The 15,606-nt window shown below is 58.7% G+C and carries 11 protein-coding genes and 3 pseudogenes; 12 read left to right on the top strand and 2 right to left on the bottom strand.

Going from position 1 to position 15,606, the window contains the following annotated elements; translation table 11 throughout:
- Positions 1–17 precede the first annotated feature (17 nt).
- From OGR47_RS05275 to OGR47_RS05260, 4 genes and pseudogenes are all read left to right on the top strand, one after another.
- Positions 18–524 (top strand): annotated as a pseudogene (locus OGR47_RS05275) (ATPase, T2SS/T4P/T4SS family); the annotation flags it as partial.
- A gap of 28 nt (positions 525–552) precedes the next feature.
- Positions 553–752, top strand: a pseudogene (locus OGR47_RS05270) (TrbC/VirB2 family protein); the annotation flags it as partial.
- A gap of 19 nt (positions 753–771) precedes the next feature.
- Positions 772–920: pseudogene (locus tag OGR47_RS05265) on the top strand (conjugal transfer protein); the annotation flags it as partial.
- A gap of 216 nt (positions 921–1,136) precedes the next feature.
- Complete coding sequence (locus OGR47_RS05260; RefSeq protein WP_216697889.1) at positions 1,137–1,472, top strand: hypothetical protein; 336 nt, start codon at positions 1,137–1,139, stop codon at positions 1,470–1,472.
- A 578-nt stretch (positions 1,473–2,050) separates the two neighbouring features.
- Here OGR47_RS05260 and hemA read toward each other — a convergent pair.
- A complete protein-coding gene (gene hemA, locus OGR47_RS05255) occupies positions 2,051–3,334 on the bottom strand; it encodes a 5-aminolevulinate synthase (protein WP_165048368.1) in 1,284 nt (427 codons plus the stop codon).
- A gap of 349 nt (positions 3,335–3,683) precedes the next feature.
- On the opposite strand from hemA, the gene OGR47_RS05250 reads away from it, so the two are divergent.
- The 8 genes from OGR47_RS05250 (at position 3,684) to tnpC (ending at position 11,401) form a co-directional block, all read left to right on the top strand.
- A complete protein-coding gene (locus OGR47_RS05250) occupies positions 3,684–5,666 on the top strand; it encodes a heme lyase CcmF/NrfE family subunit (protein ID WP_165047566.1) in 1,983 nt (660 codons plus the stop codon).
- A 5-nt stretch (positions 5,667–5,671) separates the two neighbouring features.
- A complete protein-coding gene (locus tag OGR47_RS05245; RefSeq protein ID WP_165047564.1) occupies positions 5,672–6,208 on the top strand; it encodes a DsbE family thiol:disulfide interchange protein in 537 nt (178 codons plus the stop codon).
- Between the two features lie 113 nt (positions 6,209–6,321).
- Positions 6,322–6,705, top strand: coding sequence for a cytochrome c-type biogenesis protein (locus OGR47_RS05240; protein ID WP_323809335.1), 384 nt, complete (start codon positions 6,322–6,324; stop codon positions 6,703–6,705).
- The gene (gene ccmI / locus OGR47_RS05235; protein WP_165047563.1) at positions 6,702–8,012 is read left to right on the top strand and encodes a c-type cytochrome biogenesis protein CcmI; all 1,311 of its coding nucleotides are present in this window, start codon (positions 6,702–6,704) and stop codon (positions 8,010–8,012) included. Before OGR47_RS05240 ends, ccmI begins: the two co-directional genes overlap by 4 nt.
- Positions 8,013–8,123: 111 nt before the next feature.
- The gene (locus OGR47_RS05230; protein ID WP_165047561.1) at positions 8,124–8,747 is read left to right on the top strand and encodes a response regulator transcription factor; all 624 of its coding nucleotides are present in this window, start codon (positions 8,124–8,126) and stop codon (positions 8,745–8,747) included.
- 270 nt (positions 8,748–9,017) lie between these two features.
- Positions 9,018–9,443: an IS66-like element accessory protein TnpA gene (gene tnpA, locus OGR47_RS21860; RefSeq protein WP_371824408.1), complete on the top strand. Its 426-nt coding sequence runs from the start codon at positions 9,018–9,020 to the stop codon at positions 9,441–9,443.
- A complete protein-coding gene (gene tnpB, locus OGR47_RS05220) occupies positions 9,440–9,796 on the top strand; it encodes an IS66 family insertion sequence element accessory protein TnpB (RefSeq protein ID WP_165056354.1) in 357 nt (118 codons plus the stop codon). Before tnpA ends, tnpB begins: the two co-directional genes overlap by 4 nt.
- Before the next feature lie 69 nt (positions 9,797–9,865).
- The gene (gene tnpC / locus OGR47_RS05215) at positions 9,866–11,401 is read left to right on the top strand and encodes an IS66 family transposase (RefSeq protein ID WP_216697874.1); all 1,536 of its coding nucleotides are present in this window, start codon (positions 9,866–9,868) and stop codon (positions 11,399–11,401) included.
- Positions 11,402–11,889: 488 nt separating this feature from the next.
- Here tnpC and OGR47_RS05210 read toward each other — a convergent pair whose 3' ends face one another.
- Complete coding sequence (locus OGR47_RS05210; RefSeq protein ID WP_165056269.1) at positions 11,890–15,036, bottom strand: tetratricopeptide repeat protein; 3,147 nt, start codon at positions 15,034–15,036, stop codon at positions 11,890–11,892.
- Positions 15,037–15,606 lie beyond the last annotated feature (570 nt).

Here is a 15,606-nt window from a genome sequence, read left to right as displayed (position 1 = left end):
GTCTCGCCCGATGACGCCCAGGCCTTACCATCCGCAAGCCGGCGGTCGCAGTGTTCTCGCTCGACGATTACGTTGCAGCAGGCGTCATGGCGAAAAATCAAGCGGCAAGTTTTCGCGCGTCGGTCTCTGAGAGGAAAAACGTCCGCGTCGTCCTGATCGAAGACACGCGCGAACTGCAATGCGCCGCCCCCAATCTCGTGTCCATGCGCATCAAGGACCGCCTTTGAGGCTTCGCCCTGACCGCATTCCAATCGGGGAAGTGCGCGGCACCAAAGCGCTCGATTTTCTCAAGGCCTGGAGCACGGGACATCCCGGCGGCGTCGGCACCATTCACGCCGGATCGTCGCTGGGTGCGCTACGCCGCGTCGAACAACTCATTCAGGAAGCCGTCGTGACGGTTCCGCGCGCCCTGATCTCCGAAACTATCCAGATCATCGCTGTTCTGGCCGGGCTGCGGGAGAGAGCGACGGCTGATCGAACTCACCACCGTCCAGGCCGTCCCCTTTGGAGACGTCCATGAATAGGTTTCAAATCGACGCCTTGTTGCGTCCGCGCCTGCAATCGATCGAAGGGTCCGTCGCCAAGATCATCGGGTGATCATCATGATCACGACCGGACTGACCCTCGCCTTTGGCAACACCTCGAGCGGCTTCCGGCGGCTGGTGCAAATTGTCTTCGGCCTGTCGATCGCCTTCGCCGCCTCCAGCTTCTTTTTGTCCTTCTTCTCCTTCGGCGACGGAGCGCTGATCTGATTGAGAACGAGATCCTTCCATCGACGTCGCTGTCGGAGGCTTCCGCGTTCCTGTCCGACGGGCGCTCACCGAGCCGATCTTTCTCGCGCGCCGAGGTCGAACGCCATCCTGAACAGCACGCTCGCCGCGGCGCTTGGGCTCGGCCTGCGGCTCTGGCTGGCCGGCCTGCGGCGTCGGAGCCGAGCAAGGCGGCGCGGACATCGAGCGCACGCGCGGCGGGGCCAGGGTGTGGCCGGAAGCGCTGAAGCGCGAGGCCGTCGACGCTTGTCTGGCACCCGGCGCTATGGCGTCCATCCGCAGCAGCTGACGAGATGGCGCCGCGCCGATCGCGAAGGTCGGCTCGAGGCTGGCTCCGCGAAAGGCGGGGACTTCGTTCGCGTGCCGATGATCGAGAGTGTGCCGGGGCCGGCCGTCCCCCAGTCGGCGCCGGCTGACGATGCGATCAAGATCATCGTGGGGCGGTCGTCGTGCGGCTTCGGGCCTTTCATCGGCGACGCGGATCGCCGGGATCGTGACGGCGCCCAAGACAAGGGCGGGATCATTCCGTCGCAGGGTTTGCGAATTGTCGTCACAGTCCAGCCTGTCGATTTTGCTGCGGGTACGATGCGCTCGTGCGGAATACGCCACGGACTAGCGCACGCCCAAACGGACCACTTCCCGTCAAAAATGGCTTCCCTTGAACTCCATCATTTCGCCGTTCCGCTAGACCTGTTCGTCTGAACATCCCGCAAGGAGCCGCCAACGCAAAAATTTCAGACAGACCCACGATGGCCGATGCCTATCTTGGCGCATCTGTGACTATTTCGCAGATATAAGTCGAAAGCGGTTTACCTGTCGCGTCCTCTATCTGGTGAGCGCAATATCCCGTCTCCCCATAATAGCGGGCAACAAAGAGGCCATTTTTGTCGTGAACCTGCTTATCACCAGACAAAGCCTCATACCAGCTGCGCGCTGTGCTCCCATAACAGCTATAGGAAGTCTGAGTCCCGACCTTCCTCAGTTCGTTATCCTCGGTAGCCTCGTTCAGACACTTGTTGTAATTGGACAATGAAGGATCTTGAATCGAGAGCTGGGCCATCGCCGTTGAACTTGAAAGCAGCAGAAACGCGAATCCTAGCGAACGCATCGGTTTTTTCCTTCTCGATGGATTGTTACCTCAACTTCACTTCGTTCCTTAGCGGCGTCGATAATCCCGATCGCCGATGAATATTCGAGCGCGTTGGTGAACTCTACTTTGTCGGCGCGGCGCGCGAGAGCAATCTCACGTTGTCCCTCAATCGATCACAAAGTTCGTCGATTCACAGAGCCGCAAAATCAATCTTTGGATAGTTGCAGTGGCCGTCCCCCTTTTCGTCGACGTGAAGATGCGCCGGCTCTTCAAACGCAATGCCGAGCTTATGCCACACATCGACCAGCGCCTCGACGAGTTGCACGATATGCGCCTGCGTGTGGCGCGGCGTCGGCGTGATGCGCAGGCGCTCTGAGCCCTTGGCCACGGTCGGATAGTTGATCGGCTGGATATAGACGCCGTGGCACGTGAGCAGCAAGTCGCTCGCGGCCTTGCACAGCTCCGCGTCGCGCACCATCACGGGCACGATATGCGAGCCATTGTCGAGCACCGGCAGGCCGGCGGTCGACAACGCATGCTTGGTGATATGCGCCGCGCGTTGATGCGCCGCCCGCAGATCCGGCCGGCGCTTCAGGAAACGCACGGCCGCACAGGCAGCCGCGGCGACCGACGGCGGCATTGCGGTGGAGAAAATGAAGGCCGCCGCATAGGAACGGACCGCGTCGATCACCACTGCGTCGCCGGCGATATAGCCACCCATCGTGCCAAAGCCCTTTGCGAGCGTGCCCTCGATCACGTCGATGCGCCCCATGATGTTTTCCCGCTCGCAGATGCCGCCGCCGCGCGCGCCATACATGCCGACTGCATGCACCTCGTCGACATAGGTCATCGCGCCGAATTTCTCGGCCAGGGAAGCGATTTCGGCGACCGGGGCGATATCGCCGTTCATCGAGTAGAGGCTCTCGAAGACGACCAGCTTGGGCCGGTCGCCCGCTTCGATCAGCAGCTCTTCGAGATGGGCGAGATCATTGTGGCGGAAGATCTTCCGCTCGGCGCGCGAGCGTTTCACCCCCTCAATCATCGAATTGTGATTCAAGGCGTCCGAAAGGATAACGCAATTGGGCAGGAGATCGGCGATCGTCGAAATCGCCGCGAGATTGGAGATCCAGCCGGAGGTGAAGCCCAGTGCGGCCTCCTTGCCATGGAGGTCCGCGAGTTCACGCTCGAGCTCAACGATAGCGAGACTGGTGCCGGAGATGTTGCGCGTGCCGCTCGACCCCGCGCCAATCCTGCCAGCGCTGCCGATTAGGGCGGAGATCACCTCGGGGTGCTGGCCCATGCCGAGATAGTCGTTGGAGCACCAAACGGTCACATCCTCGACGCCACCGTCGTCGCGGTGCCAGCGGGCGAGCGGGAAGCTCTCTACATCGCGTTCGAGATGCACGAAGACGCGATAGCGACGCTCGTCTTTAAGACGGGTGACGGCGGCCTCGAAATATCGCCGATACATCATAGCAGACCTTTGCATTCTTTTACGGGCTAGAGCCCTTAACGCTTATTATTCCGTTCACAAGAAGCAGGACTCGCACATGCCGGAAAGCGTTTTACAGTTGAATGTTGTTTAAATTGCGCGCAGGGCATATTTCTAAGTTCAGCTTCGTTTAATGTATGCCTTAAAACACCCTGATTGCCGCATTATAGCCTGCATCTGCGTATCACGAGCTGCAGTAATTTCAGAGATTTCGTTGCACGATCTCATTCCACTTGTCATACTTGTCGATTTTTGAAATCAGATAATTACACGGCTCACTAAAGCCACATTTTAGCTCGTTAATACTCTTACTTTGGAAGGGTTCCTAACTATGTCAGCCCAGGTCGGTTATTTTGCTCTCTTGCTAGCTTTGGCGCTCTCGTTCGTGCAGGCGGTCGCACCGTTCGTTGCCGCGAGGCGCCGTGACGCGGCTATTGCATCGCTCATAGACCAAGCCGCGCTGGGACAACTGGTCTTCGTCGTCATCGCCTTCGCGAGTCTCACCTACGCGTTCGTTACGTCAGACTTTTCGCTGCAAGTGGTCGCTGCAAATTCGCACACCACCAAGCCGCTGCTCTATAAGATCTCCGGAGTCTGGGGGAACCACGAAGGCTCTATGCTGCTGTGGGTCTTGATCCTTGCAATCTTTGGAGCCGCGGTCGCCCTATTTGGCGAAAACATCCCCGACGGATTGCGCAGCAAAACGCTCGCGGTCCATGGGATGATCGGCGTCGGCTTTCTCAGCTTCATCGTCCTAACGTCGAATCCCTTTGCGATTCTACCGAATCCGCCTGCGGACGGCGCGAGCCTCAACCCGATTTTGCAAGATCCCGGATTGGCTCTTCACCCCCCTTTTCTGTATTTGGGCTACGTCGGCTTCTCGATGGCCTTCTCGTTCTCGGTCGCCGCGCTCATCGAGGGAAAGGTCGACGCCTGCTGGGCCCGTTGGGTGCGGCCATGGGTGCTCGCAGCTTGGAGCTTTCTAACGATCGGCATCACTCTTGGAAGCGCTTGGGCCTATTATACGCTTGGCTGGGGCGGCTGGTGGTTTTGGGATCCGGTCGAAAACGCTTCGCTGATGCCTTGGCTGGCAGGAACTGCCCTGTTGCACTCCGCGCTGGTCGTCGAGCGTCGTAACGCTCTGGTCAGCTGGACGATTCTACTTGGCATCCTCACCTTCTCACTCAGCCTCATCGGCACGTTTCTGGTGCGCTCCGGCGTGCTTACAAGCGTGCATGCGTTCGCACAGGATCCCGCGCGCGGCGAATTCATTCTGCTGCTGATTGCGCTTTCGACCGGCGGCGCCCTGGTGCTTTACGCGATCCGTGCGCCAATACTGAAAACCGGCTCTTCGTTCGGGATGGTAAGCCGAGAGAGCGGGCTCGCTCTCAACAATGCGCTGCTCAGCGCAGCCGCCTTCACGGTCTTTCTCGGCACTTTCTATCCGCTCGTCGTCGATCTGATCGGAGGAGACAAAATTTCCGTCGGCCCACCTTATTACAATCGAACCTTCGTGCCGATCCTTACACCCTTGCTTATTGCCATGGCGGTCGGTCCCGCGCTTAAATGGAAACGTGACGAGCTACGCGCCGCTCTCAACCGGCTTAACATCGCCGCCATTGTTGGCTCCCTCGCCGCGATTGCCGTTCTCATTGCCACGTTCGGACGCGATTTTCTGGCCGCCTCTTTCATGGCGATTGCCTTCTGGCTCATCGCGGGGTCGGCGCTCATTCTCGCCAAACGTGTCCGATTCGGCTCGGCCCCACTCTCGACGTCCGTAAGGCTGCTCGGCACGACGCCAAGGGCGTTTTTCGGACTGGTAGTCGCTCATGCCGGAATGGGCGTGCTCGTCGCTGGCATAGCCGGCATGTCGAGTTGGGCGACGGAAAAGATCGACCTGATGCGGCCTGGAGCGAGCATTGAGCTTTCCGGCTACGAATTGCGGCTTCGCTCGATCGACAATGTGGAAGGCCCGAATTACGAAGCCGAGCGAGGGAGCTTCGATATCTTGCGCAATGGGCGCTTCATCTCGAAGATCCACAGCGAGCGACGTTTTTATCCGGTACGTCAGCAGCAAACCACTGCCGCCGGAATCCGCACCGATCTCGTCTCCAATCTTTATGTCGCGCTTGGAGAGCCAGACGGCGTTGGCGCCTGGACCGTGCGGTTTTATTATCATCCATTCATGCCGCTCGTCTGGATCGGCGCTCTGACGATGGCGCTGGGTGGACTTGTGTCCTTGTCCGACCGACGCCTACGCGTCGGCGTTCCGCAACGCGCGATCCGCCACGCGTTGCCCGTGCCGGCGGAATAAATCCGATGAAGTCGCGCCTTTCCTCACTTGCGCCTCTCATCGCGTTCTTCATCGTGATGGGCGCCCTCGCCTTCAGCCTCACCAACGATCCACAGCATATGCCGTCGACGTTGATCGACAAGACCACCCCAACATTTGAGCTTGCGGGGCTTGAAGACGGCAATGGTCTCTCCAGCGAAAACCTAAGGGGTGACATCTTTTTGCTGAATGTCTTTGCCTCTTGGTGTCCCGCGTGTCGCCTCGAACATTCATTTTTCATGCGCATTGCGGAGCGGCGCGACATCAAGGTCGTGGGACTGGACTGGAAAGACGATCGGGAGAAAGCGTCTCGCTGGCTGGAGGAACACCGGAATCCATACGCGCGCGTGGGCGCCGATGAGAGCGGACGCGTCGGCATCGACTTCGGTGTCACTGGCGTGCCGGAAACTTTCGTTATCGATAGTAGTGGACGGGTGCGTTACCGCCATGCCGGCCCTCTCACAGAAGAGGTGTGGCGGGAGACCTTCGAACCGCTTCTGACACATCTGCGGGGTTCGCCGTGATAAGGTTCTCAATCATACTGCGCCATTTGTACGTCGTGGTGGTGTTCCCTCTGATCCTATCCGGAGGGCCTGCCTGTGCGGTGACACCAGACGAAATGTTACCCGATCCTGCGATGGAGTTGCGCGCACGTATCCTTAGCCAAGATCTGCGCTGCGTCGTTTGCCAAAACCAGAGCATCGATGATTCCAACGCCCCACTCGCACATGATCTGCGTATGTTGTTGCGGGAAAGGCTGACCGCGGGCGATACCGACAAGCAGGCGGTCGACTTCATCGTTGCCCGGTATGGCAACTTTGTTCTGCTCAAGCCGCCAATGCAAGTGAACACTGCCCTGCTGTGGTTTGGCCCCGCTCTGTTCCTCCTCTTCGCTCTATTCGCGTTCTCCCGCTTCGCGCGCAAGCGCGCGGCAATTTCGCCCGTCGACAGTCTGTCGCCTCTATCGGCCACAGAGCAGAGCAGGCTCGACGCGCTCCTCGATACGAGAGGACAAAAATGATCTTGTGGTTTGTATTGACGGCGATGATCTCTATCGCCACCGTCTTCGTATCTGCGCCCTTTATCCGCCGGATGGAGCGACGCCGACTGGATTCCGCGGGCGATATTGCAGTCTTTCGCGATCAGCTTGCGGAAGTTGAACACGAAGCCTCCCTCGGTCTGATCGATCCCGCACAGGCCGAAATGGCGCGCACCGAAATCAAGCGGCGCTTACTTGCCGCCAGCGAGGCGGAAGCGTCCGCCCTCCCCCCATTGTCGAGCGGCGAACGTTCTTTCGCAGCGATCGGCGTCGCCAGCGTGGTGGTGTCCGGTTCCGTCGGACTCTATGCGCTCACCGGCCATTTCGAACAACTATCCGATACGCCCCTCGCGGGACAGGTCCCAGCATTCGCAAAACAGGGCGCCAAGATGGCTGGCGCATCGGAGACCACTCCGTCGCCGATGCTCGCGCCCGCCACTAGCGAGACCGCATCCCCAATGAGCGCGCGAGCACGAGAGCCCTTGCCACCAGTTGAGGAGATGATTCAACGGCTGGTGACGCGCTTACAGCGCAATCCAAAAGACGTCGAAGGATGGCGAATGCTTGGCTGGTCCTACGTCAATATGAAACATTACACCGAGGCAGCTGCAGCTTACGCCAAGGCGATCGAAATCAATCCCGATTCCGTCGACTTCCGTGACTCGCGCGTCGACGCGCTCATTCACGCCGCGAAAGGCGTCGTCACGCCGCAGGCCAAGGAAGCAAACGACGAGACACTTAAGGGACACCCAAAGGATTCCCGCGCGCGATTCATCCGGGGCCTGGCGATCGAACAATCTGGCGATAAGGAAGCCGCCCAGAAAGTCTGGGACGAACTGCTCCGCGAACTCGATAATAATGACCCATATGCTCAGGACATTCGCCAAAGGATAGCGCGCGGCGGAAAGGAGCTCGATCCCGAAATCGCCCAGCAAAATGCGGCCGTCGCCACAACGTCCGCCGTCATAGCCGACGCCGGTCCGTCCGCGCCCTTCGCACCGACAGGCGAAAAAGGCCCGCGGCGCGAGGACATCCGCAATGCAGAAGCGATGACGCCGGCAGACCGGCAAGCCATGATCCAACACATGGTAGATTCACTTGAAAACCGGCTCGAGCAGTCGCCAAATGACGCAGACGGCTGGATCAAGCTGATCAGGTCACGCTCGACTCTCGGCGATCGGGACAAGGCGAAGTCAGCCTTCGAAAAGGCGCTAAAGGCCTTCGCAACGGAGACCGCCGAGCATAAGCGCATTACGGCGACTGCCGAGGAACTTGGTCTGAACAAATAACGTCGATAGTCCGAGAACGCGAATCTGCCGGTACAATTTTCTTGCCATTCCTTGCGTAAACGATGTTGGGAGGCCACCATCCGTATCCTCGTAATCGAAAATAACGCCGCGATGGCGGATTGTATCAGGGGTGTTCTTGTCGATGCTGCATTCGTCGTGGATATCGTCCGCGACGGCGAAAAAGGCTGTGCGTTGGGAGAAAGCCACTCCTTCGACGCAGCGATCCTCGAACTGAGTTTGCCTCGGCTTCCTGGTTTAGAGGTTCTTAAAAAATGGCGAGCGTCCAGCCAGGATTTCCCAGTGCTAGTCCTCACCGGCCTGATTGGCTGGCGTTACCGTGTAAATGCGCTAAACGCCGGCGCGGACGACTATATGGAGAAACCCTTTCAGCCCGAGGAATTAATTGCGCGCGTGCGATCGTTGGTGCGTCGTTCGCATGGAAAGTCGCATCCGATTCTGTCGCACATGGGCATTGAAGTCGACTCGACCTCCGGCCTCGTGCGCAAGTGTGGCGCCGATGTCGAACTGACGACGCTCGAATTGCGCATCCTTAGTTACCTGATGTATCGCCCGGAACGGATCGTGTCGCAGAACGAACTCATGGATCACGTCTATTCGATCGAAACTGTGCGCGATTCGAATACTATCGAAGTTTATATCGCGCGCCTGCGCAAAAAACTCGGGCGCGAAACCATTCGAACGGTCCGTGGCATGGGATATCGAATGGGCAATTAGGGTTCTCGACTCCGGAACTCAGACACAGCCCGTCGGGGACGGGTTGAAATCTACTGGCGCAGTCTCGGGGCTTCCGAACTCGAGTGATTCCAGCGTTGTCTCGCTGGAAAGAAGACCATGCCATGGCCGACGATAGCATCAAAGCGACGGCTGTCACCGACGACAATTTCCCTTCCAATGATTGGAATGACGGTAAGCGCTGTTGCGGTCCCACCTTCCAACCGATGCTGAAAGCAGCGAGTCTGATCTCCTGATTTGGAGATAAGGCTTGTGTCCAGACTTGACCCTACGCTTGAGCCTAATGGCGGAGCGGTGCGCCGGATCGAAGTGATCACGGGCGGCGGCGAACGTCGTCGACGATGGTCGGTTGCGGAGAAGGCGCAAGCCGTCGAAGAGTCGCTTGCGCCTGGCGCGGTGGTTTCAGTTGTCGCGCGACGGCATGGGCTGGCGCCGCAGCAATTGTTTTCGTGGCGACGAAAGGCGCGACGGCAAGCGGAACTCGATGCTGTTTCATTTGCGCCGGTTGTTGTCGAGCGACGAGAGGAAGCGCCCGTCGCTCTGGGGTCGGAGAGCAGACCGGTTGCTCGCCCGCACGTGATTGAGCTCGCAATTGACGGTGCAAGCGTCTGGATCTGGCGTGACGCGCCCATGGGCATGGTCACGGCGATTATCGACGCCTTGAAGGCGAGTTCATGATCGGGCCGACAGGCGCGATCCGCGTCATGGTGGCGACGAAGCCCGTCGACTTCCGAAAGGGCGCCGAGGGCTTGGCTGCGCTGGTCCGAGAGACGATGCAGGCAGATCCTTTTGACGGCGCTGTTTATGTGTTCCGCGCGAAAAGGGCTGATCGCATCAAACTGGTGTTCTGGGACGGCACGGGCGTCTGTCTCTTTGCCAAGCGGCTGGAAGATGGCGAGTTCCGCTGGCCGAAGATCGAAGACGGGGTGATGCGGTTGTCCGCGGCGCAGTTTTCGGCGCTGCTGGAGGGGCTCGACTTTCGCCGCGTGCGCGCGGCGAAAGAGACGGCGGCGCCGACCTTGCCGGGATAAGCCGCGACACAGTGAATCAGGGCATCGAAGAACGTCGAAAGGCGGCGGAAAATATGGTCTTCTGCGACTATGGCGCAGGCGATCGAGACGCTTCCCGACGATCCAAACGAACTGAAGGCGATGCTGCTTGCCGAGCGGGCGCGCAACGAGCGTCTCGTTCAGATCATCAAGGAGATGCAGCGCCATCGCTTTGGACGGCGCGCCGAGACCCTTCCCGAAGACCAGATGCTGCTCGCGCTCGAAGAGGTCGAGCAGACGGAAGCGGGCGCCGCGGCGGAGGGGGAAGCCAAGTCCGCCGCCGAACGTGAAAAGGCGGCCAGAAAGCGCCGCACGAACCGTGGCGCGCTACCTGCCCATCTCCCGCGCATCGAAACCATCATCGACATCGAGGATAAAGCCTGTCCTTGCTGCAAGGGCGCGCTCCACCAGATCGGCGAAGATGTCTCTGAGCGGCTCGACGTCGTGCCAGCGCAGTTCCGCGTGCTGGTGACGCGTCGACCCAAATACGCTTGTCGCGCCTGCGAGGGCGCGGTCGTGCAGGCGCCGGCCCCGGCGCGGCTGATCGAAGGCGGCTTGCCGACGGAGGTGACAGTCGCACATGTGCTCGTTTCCAAATACGCCGATCATCTTCCGCTTTATCGCCAAGCACAGATCTACGCCCGGCAGGGGATCGCCCTCGACCGTTCGACGCTCGCCGACTGGGTTGGTCGCGCCGCCTGGCATTTGCGGCCCGTGCACGAGCGGCTTCTGGAACACATCAGATCGTCGACGAAAATCTTCGCTGACGAGACAAGGGCGCCGGTGCTCGACCCCGGGCGCGGGCGTACCAAGACTGGCCAACTTTGGGCTTATGCGCGTGACGACCGGCCATGGGGCGGCGCCGATCCGCCAATCGCAGTCTATGTCTATGCGCAAAACCGAAAGTCCGAGCAGCCGCTCACGCATCTTGCTGGCTTCACGGGCGTCGTGCAGGTCGACGGTTACGCCGGCTATCGCGCGCTGACGCAGAAGAACAGCGTGTCGCTCGCCTTCTGCTGGTCTCACGTCCGCCGGCGCTTCTACGAACTCGCCGCAGCAGGTCCCGCGCCGATCGCCAGCGAGGCTCTGGCGCGCATCGGCGAACTCTACGCCATCGAGAGCGACATCCGCGGCCAAAGCGCCGGCAAACGTCGGGACGCGCGGCAGGAGAAATCCCGCCCCATCCTCGACGCGCTCGAGCCATGGCTGCGTGAAAAACTCGCGCTGATCAGCCAGAAGACCAAGCTCGCCGAGGCGATCCGCTACGCGCTCTCGCGCTGGGACGGCCTGACACGCTTCATCGACGACGGGCGCATCGAGATCGACTCCAATGTCGTCGAACGTGCAATCCGTCCCATCGCCCTCAATCGGAAAAACGCTCTCTTCGCGGGTTCGGACGGAGGCGGCGAAAACTGGGCGATCGTCGCCTCGCTCATCGAGACCTGCAAGCTCAATGGCGTCGATCCGCTGGCCTACATCGCTGACGCTCTTTCTAAGATCGTCAACGGCCATCTCGCCAGTAAGCTCGACGAACTGATGCCTTGGGCCTATGCACAATCCGCCGCGGCCTTCAAAGAGGTGGCCTGAAAACAGCGGTTACGAATGACGCCCCCGAGGAAGGCGTTTGCGCGAAGGCGCGCTGCATTTGTCGAAGCGATGCTCAATCGTGGAAACCAGAGGCAGTCTCCTCCCCGCTAGGCGGCGCTAGACGATGGAAGACGACTCCAGTCTTCTGGTCGTCGGCCGCCGCCACAGCCATCACAAGTGGGCGCGGATGGGGACTTTTTGCAAGATACGGATTTCGATCCCCCGGGTCCGGCTTTCGGGCGAGGAAAGCAAGGCATCCGAATGGCGTTGCCAGATCCACATCACCGCGACAGCCTTCTCTTCTCTTAAACTCCTTCGCCTTCGTGTTGTTGACGCTGCTCGGCGCGCCGAGAGGGTCGGTAAGGATCGCCATCTCAAGGTCAACACCGCCAAGCGGAGAATGCACTCACTGTTCCGACAAGGATTGCATCCTATACGAATTGGTCCCCAACATCCCCGAGGTCGACCGCAGCCTCAGCTGATGGAGTTTACTCTTGTTGCGCTATCGGCTCGAGCGGATAATCGCCCCAGCTCAGCCTGTAGTTCGCCTGCCCGAATAACCCATATCGATCGGTACGGTATCTAAGAAGCTGGCCATACATGTCGATAGCGTTGGTGTTGAGACGCCACCAGCGGAACCCCACACCAACGCCAAGCCTATCCGTGAGTTGATATGACAGCCCGGTTTCCGCCTGAAATCCGCCGCCGAAACCTTTGGCGGGGTCAGCTCCAAACGTAAAGTAATGTGTATCCTGCGGTCGCTGAGACGTGGATACAAGAGCTATATCGCAATTTAATTTCAGCCTGTCTGTAATGTTTACATCGACCACTGCGCCTACCCGGAATGAATTCCACCTGTCCTTTTCAGATATTACCATCATGCTTTCTGGCAATGGCGGAGCGCATATTGAACTTAGGCCTGTTTGCATGCACCCGCTTGCATTAACTTTCTCGAGCCAACTGTGAAATCCAACAAACGCGCCAAGGCGGAACGTTTCATTAGCGTACACATTATATCCCAGATCTATACTTGCATAGTGCAACTTACCTGAAACGGCGCTCTCCGTTTTGGAGTAGCGATCAACAAATGGCACGAAATCCTCGTTATAAAGCAGTCCAGATCCAATGCCGCCGCCTCCAACGTATCCCTTCAAGAAAAAATTGCGAATGAGTCCGCGCCGCGCATCGGCGCGAAAAAATAGTTCGCCGGCGTGCGAGGACAGTCTCGCATAGTTCAATCGCGATACCCGCGTGTCCGTCGAGGCATCTGAAAAATAGTCATATCTATTATTGCCGCGATTATACCAATACCGAAGCCCCCCCTGCATGACGAAGGCTGACGTCACCGGCGGAGAATCGGCTCGAAGCAGCACATCGCGATAATAGACCTCGTCATGCTTCACCTGGGCGTCGGCGGTGGGTGGTCCGAGCAACATTCCGACGCAGGGGGTTAGCAGGCCGGCGCAGCGATACAAACCGTCTGTGCTGAAATCCGATCGCAAGCCCATCGTCACATACAAATTTTTCGTGGTCGACCTTATACCCAAGGCGTCGGACCAGATCCATTTGGTACCAATCTCTGCCTCCACCGCCAGATTCTTCGACCACATGTAGTCCACAAGGATCGACGGAAGCACCGTGGTTTCTTTGAGCCGCGCGTAGCGGCCGTCGCGATAGCCGGCGCGAAACCGGGGGCTCAGCCGAACAGTTTCACTCCATGGATAGCGCGCATTGACGTCGACAAAATAGACGTTGGAATCGGCAAGACGCGCAAACCGAAACGCGCCTGAGTACATGTCGTCCGACGTGAACAGGCTCGAGCCCATAACCTGGCCGGAGAAGTAGTACTCCGTCCCGCTCGGCAATGTTCCGTCGACGCCGCCCGATGGAAACGTGCCGCTTAGCCGCGTCACCGTCGCGTCTAAATTGACTTGAAAATTGTCGTTCAGTGGCCGGGAATAGCTCGCCATCGCCGACTCGAATACCGGCGTTCGGTCGATTGCGAACCGCCGGATGTCGTCTCGCGTGTTGAATTTCAACATGTCGAAGAGCGTCAAAAACGGCTGTCCTTGCAGTGCGTTCCAACTCGACAGATACGGCACGCGACGATGATCGAACGTTCCCGACAGCACCGACTTGTCGTCGAACGTCCACGAACCAGACAGCACCGCAGCGTTCAAACGCTGGAAGTGGACGTCGTAATCGATCATACCTAGAGCCGATTTGTTTTTGTCAAAGTAGCGGAACTCGCTGCCGACAGCGCGCCGGTCGAGAAGCCATCGGTCATTTTGCTGAATGATAAACAGACTGAGTCCTAGTCCATCAGCCAGATTTGCGATGTCGAGGCTGGCGCCCGCAAGATATCGGTTACCCTTGAAGGGCGCGTCGAAGCGACTCCAGTTCGCAGAGCCGCCCACGGCGTTCAGGCGAAACATCTGATTTGCCTGCCAGCTCAACAGGCCGCCGTCGAAGCGCCCGATGACGCCGCCCGTGTTACGCGTCTGACGACCTATTCGCGCCATCAGATCATATTCCATTAGTGTTGATTCAATGTAGGCTGTGGAGATGCCATAGCGGTCGATATCGGGACGGTCCGGCAGCATATTATGTTCGTCTGCACCGGCAATCTTGAATTTGGTTTTGGACTGTTCGTTGTTGATCGTGCCGTAAAGATCGAAATTGGTAAGGAACGTGTCCTGGTGCAGCCGATGCGCATCCGGATCGGCGTTTGGATTTGGCGCGACCGAGATATCCTTTATGACGTTGTAGCTGTCGTCACGGATGTAAAAGCTCGAAATACTGCCGGACATCGACCATATCGACCTGTCCGAGCGTTCCGTCGGCTCACCGCCGAGCTTTGCCGCTTCCGGCGAGAGACTGCCGCGCAAGAACGCGGGCGGCGGCGGCTGCCTTGGGCCGGCGCCGAAACCGCCCAAGCGCTGGGTCACGCGCGCGGCTCCCTCGCCAGTCGGGTAACGCCGCAAATATTCTTTGAAATCGTCACGCGCTTGGTCGTTCTGTCCAGCTTTCTGACGTACTTCGCCAAGCAGCTCCAACGCATCAGCTGTATACTGGTTCTCCGGGATCGCCAGCGCCTTTTTCAAGAGCGATATCGCATCATTGAGACGGCCTTTCTTGATCGCATAGCGTGCTTCGTCCATCGACGCCTCGACGAATTTTATCTCTGCCACGCTGGCTTTTCGCTGTCGATTTATGTTCGGACGTGGAGCAGGCGCAACTGTCGGCGTGTTTCCCAGCGACTGATCCTGTCGGATTGCGAAGTCGGCCGCTTTGCAGTTCGCCGTCGAACCCGGTGTCGGAAGCGCGACTGAAATGCTGTCGAAGCTTCCGAACTGCGCGACGTCATACGAAACAGCGCGATTGAACTGTATGCGCAGGATCGGCCCCACTGCGCGATCCAGATCCACCGTTACAGCCGTAACGCCGGCGACGGCCATGTCGTCGACGGGCACGCCCTCTCGCTTAACGAGGCGAAGCTGGTCAAGCGTCGTCGGATCAATCGTCTGCAGATTTATCCGCAGTTCATCGCTGCGATCCTGCGGAAAATGACCGATATATCGGACACGGTAGTGAAAATCCACTTTCAATAATGCACAACCGTTTGCTGCGCTCACGCGCGCACCAGCGGCGAACTGGTCAATTATCGGCTCCGCACGCGCCGAAGTAGCCGCTATCGCCGTCGCAAGCGATAGAATCCAAACGTGACGCGATGAAAGCCTCAGATGTAATCTGCTTCGACGCATTCGTTTCCAGAGGTTAAATGGGCGCAGGAATGGCAGACCGAAAACACTGGCGTTTCTGGACCGGAATATGACCTCGGTCCGTCAAAACAACGATTTCCTACTTCTCGAATTCAGCTTCGATTAATGCTGTTTCATTCTCGTTTCATGTGAGATTCCTGTTGTTCTATGAACGAAGCGCGCTCGGGAATTTGTGCAGAACGTCTCTGGAGATCTCGACGATCACGACGATGACAGTCGAAGAGAGGAAGAACGGAACCAGGCATCTCGCGGGCACGTGAGTGCTGCTTTGAGTCGCCATCGAATCAGGCTCTTTACTAAAGCAAATGAAGCGCGATGTGCTTAAATGAGACTGAAAAACCTTGATTTTGTGATCAGACGCACCGCATCGGGAAGATCTGTTCTTTGGAACGAGCTCCGGGGCCTGCGACAATCCCCAACGAA

Source organism: Methylocystis sp. MJC1, from assembly GCF_026427715.1.
GTDB lineage: Bacteria > Pseudomonadota > Alphaproteobacteria > Rhizobiales > Beijerinckiaceae > Methylocystis.
This window is presented reverse-complemented; position numbering and strand designations above follow the sequence as displayed.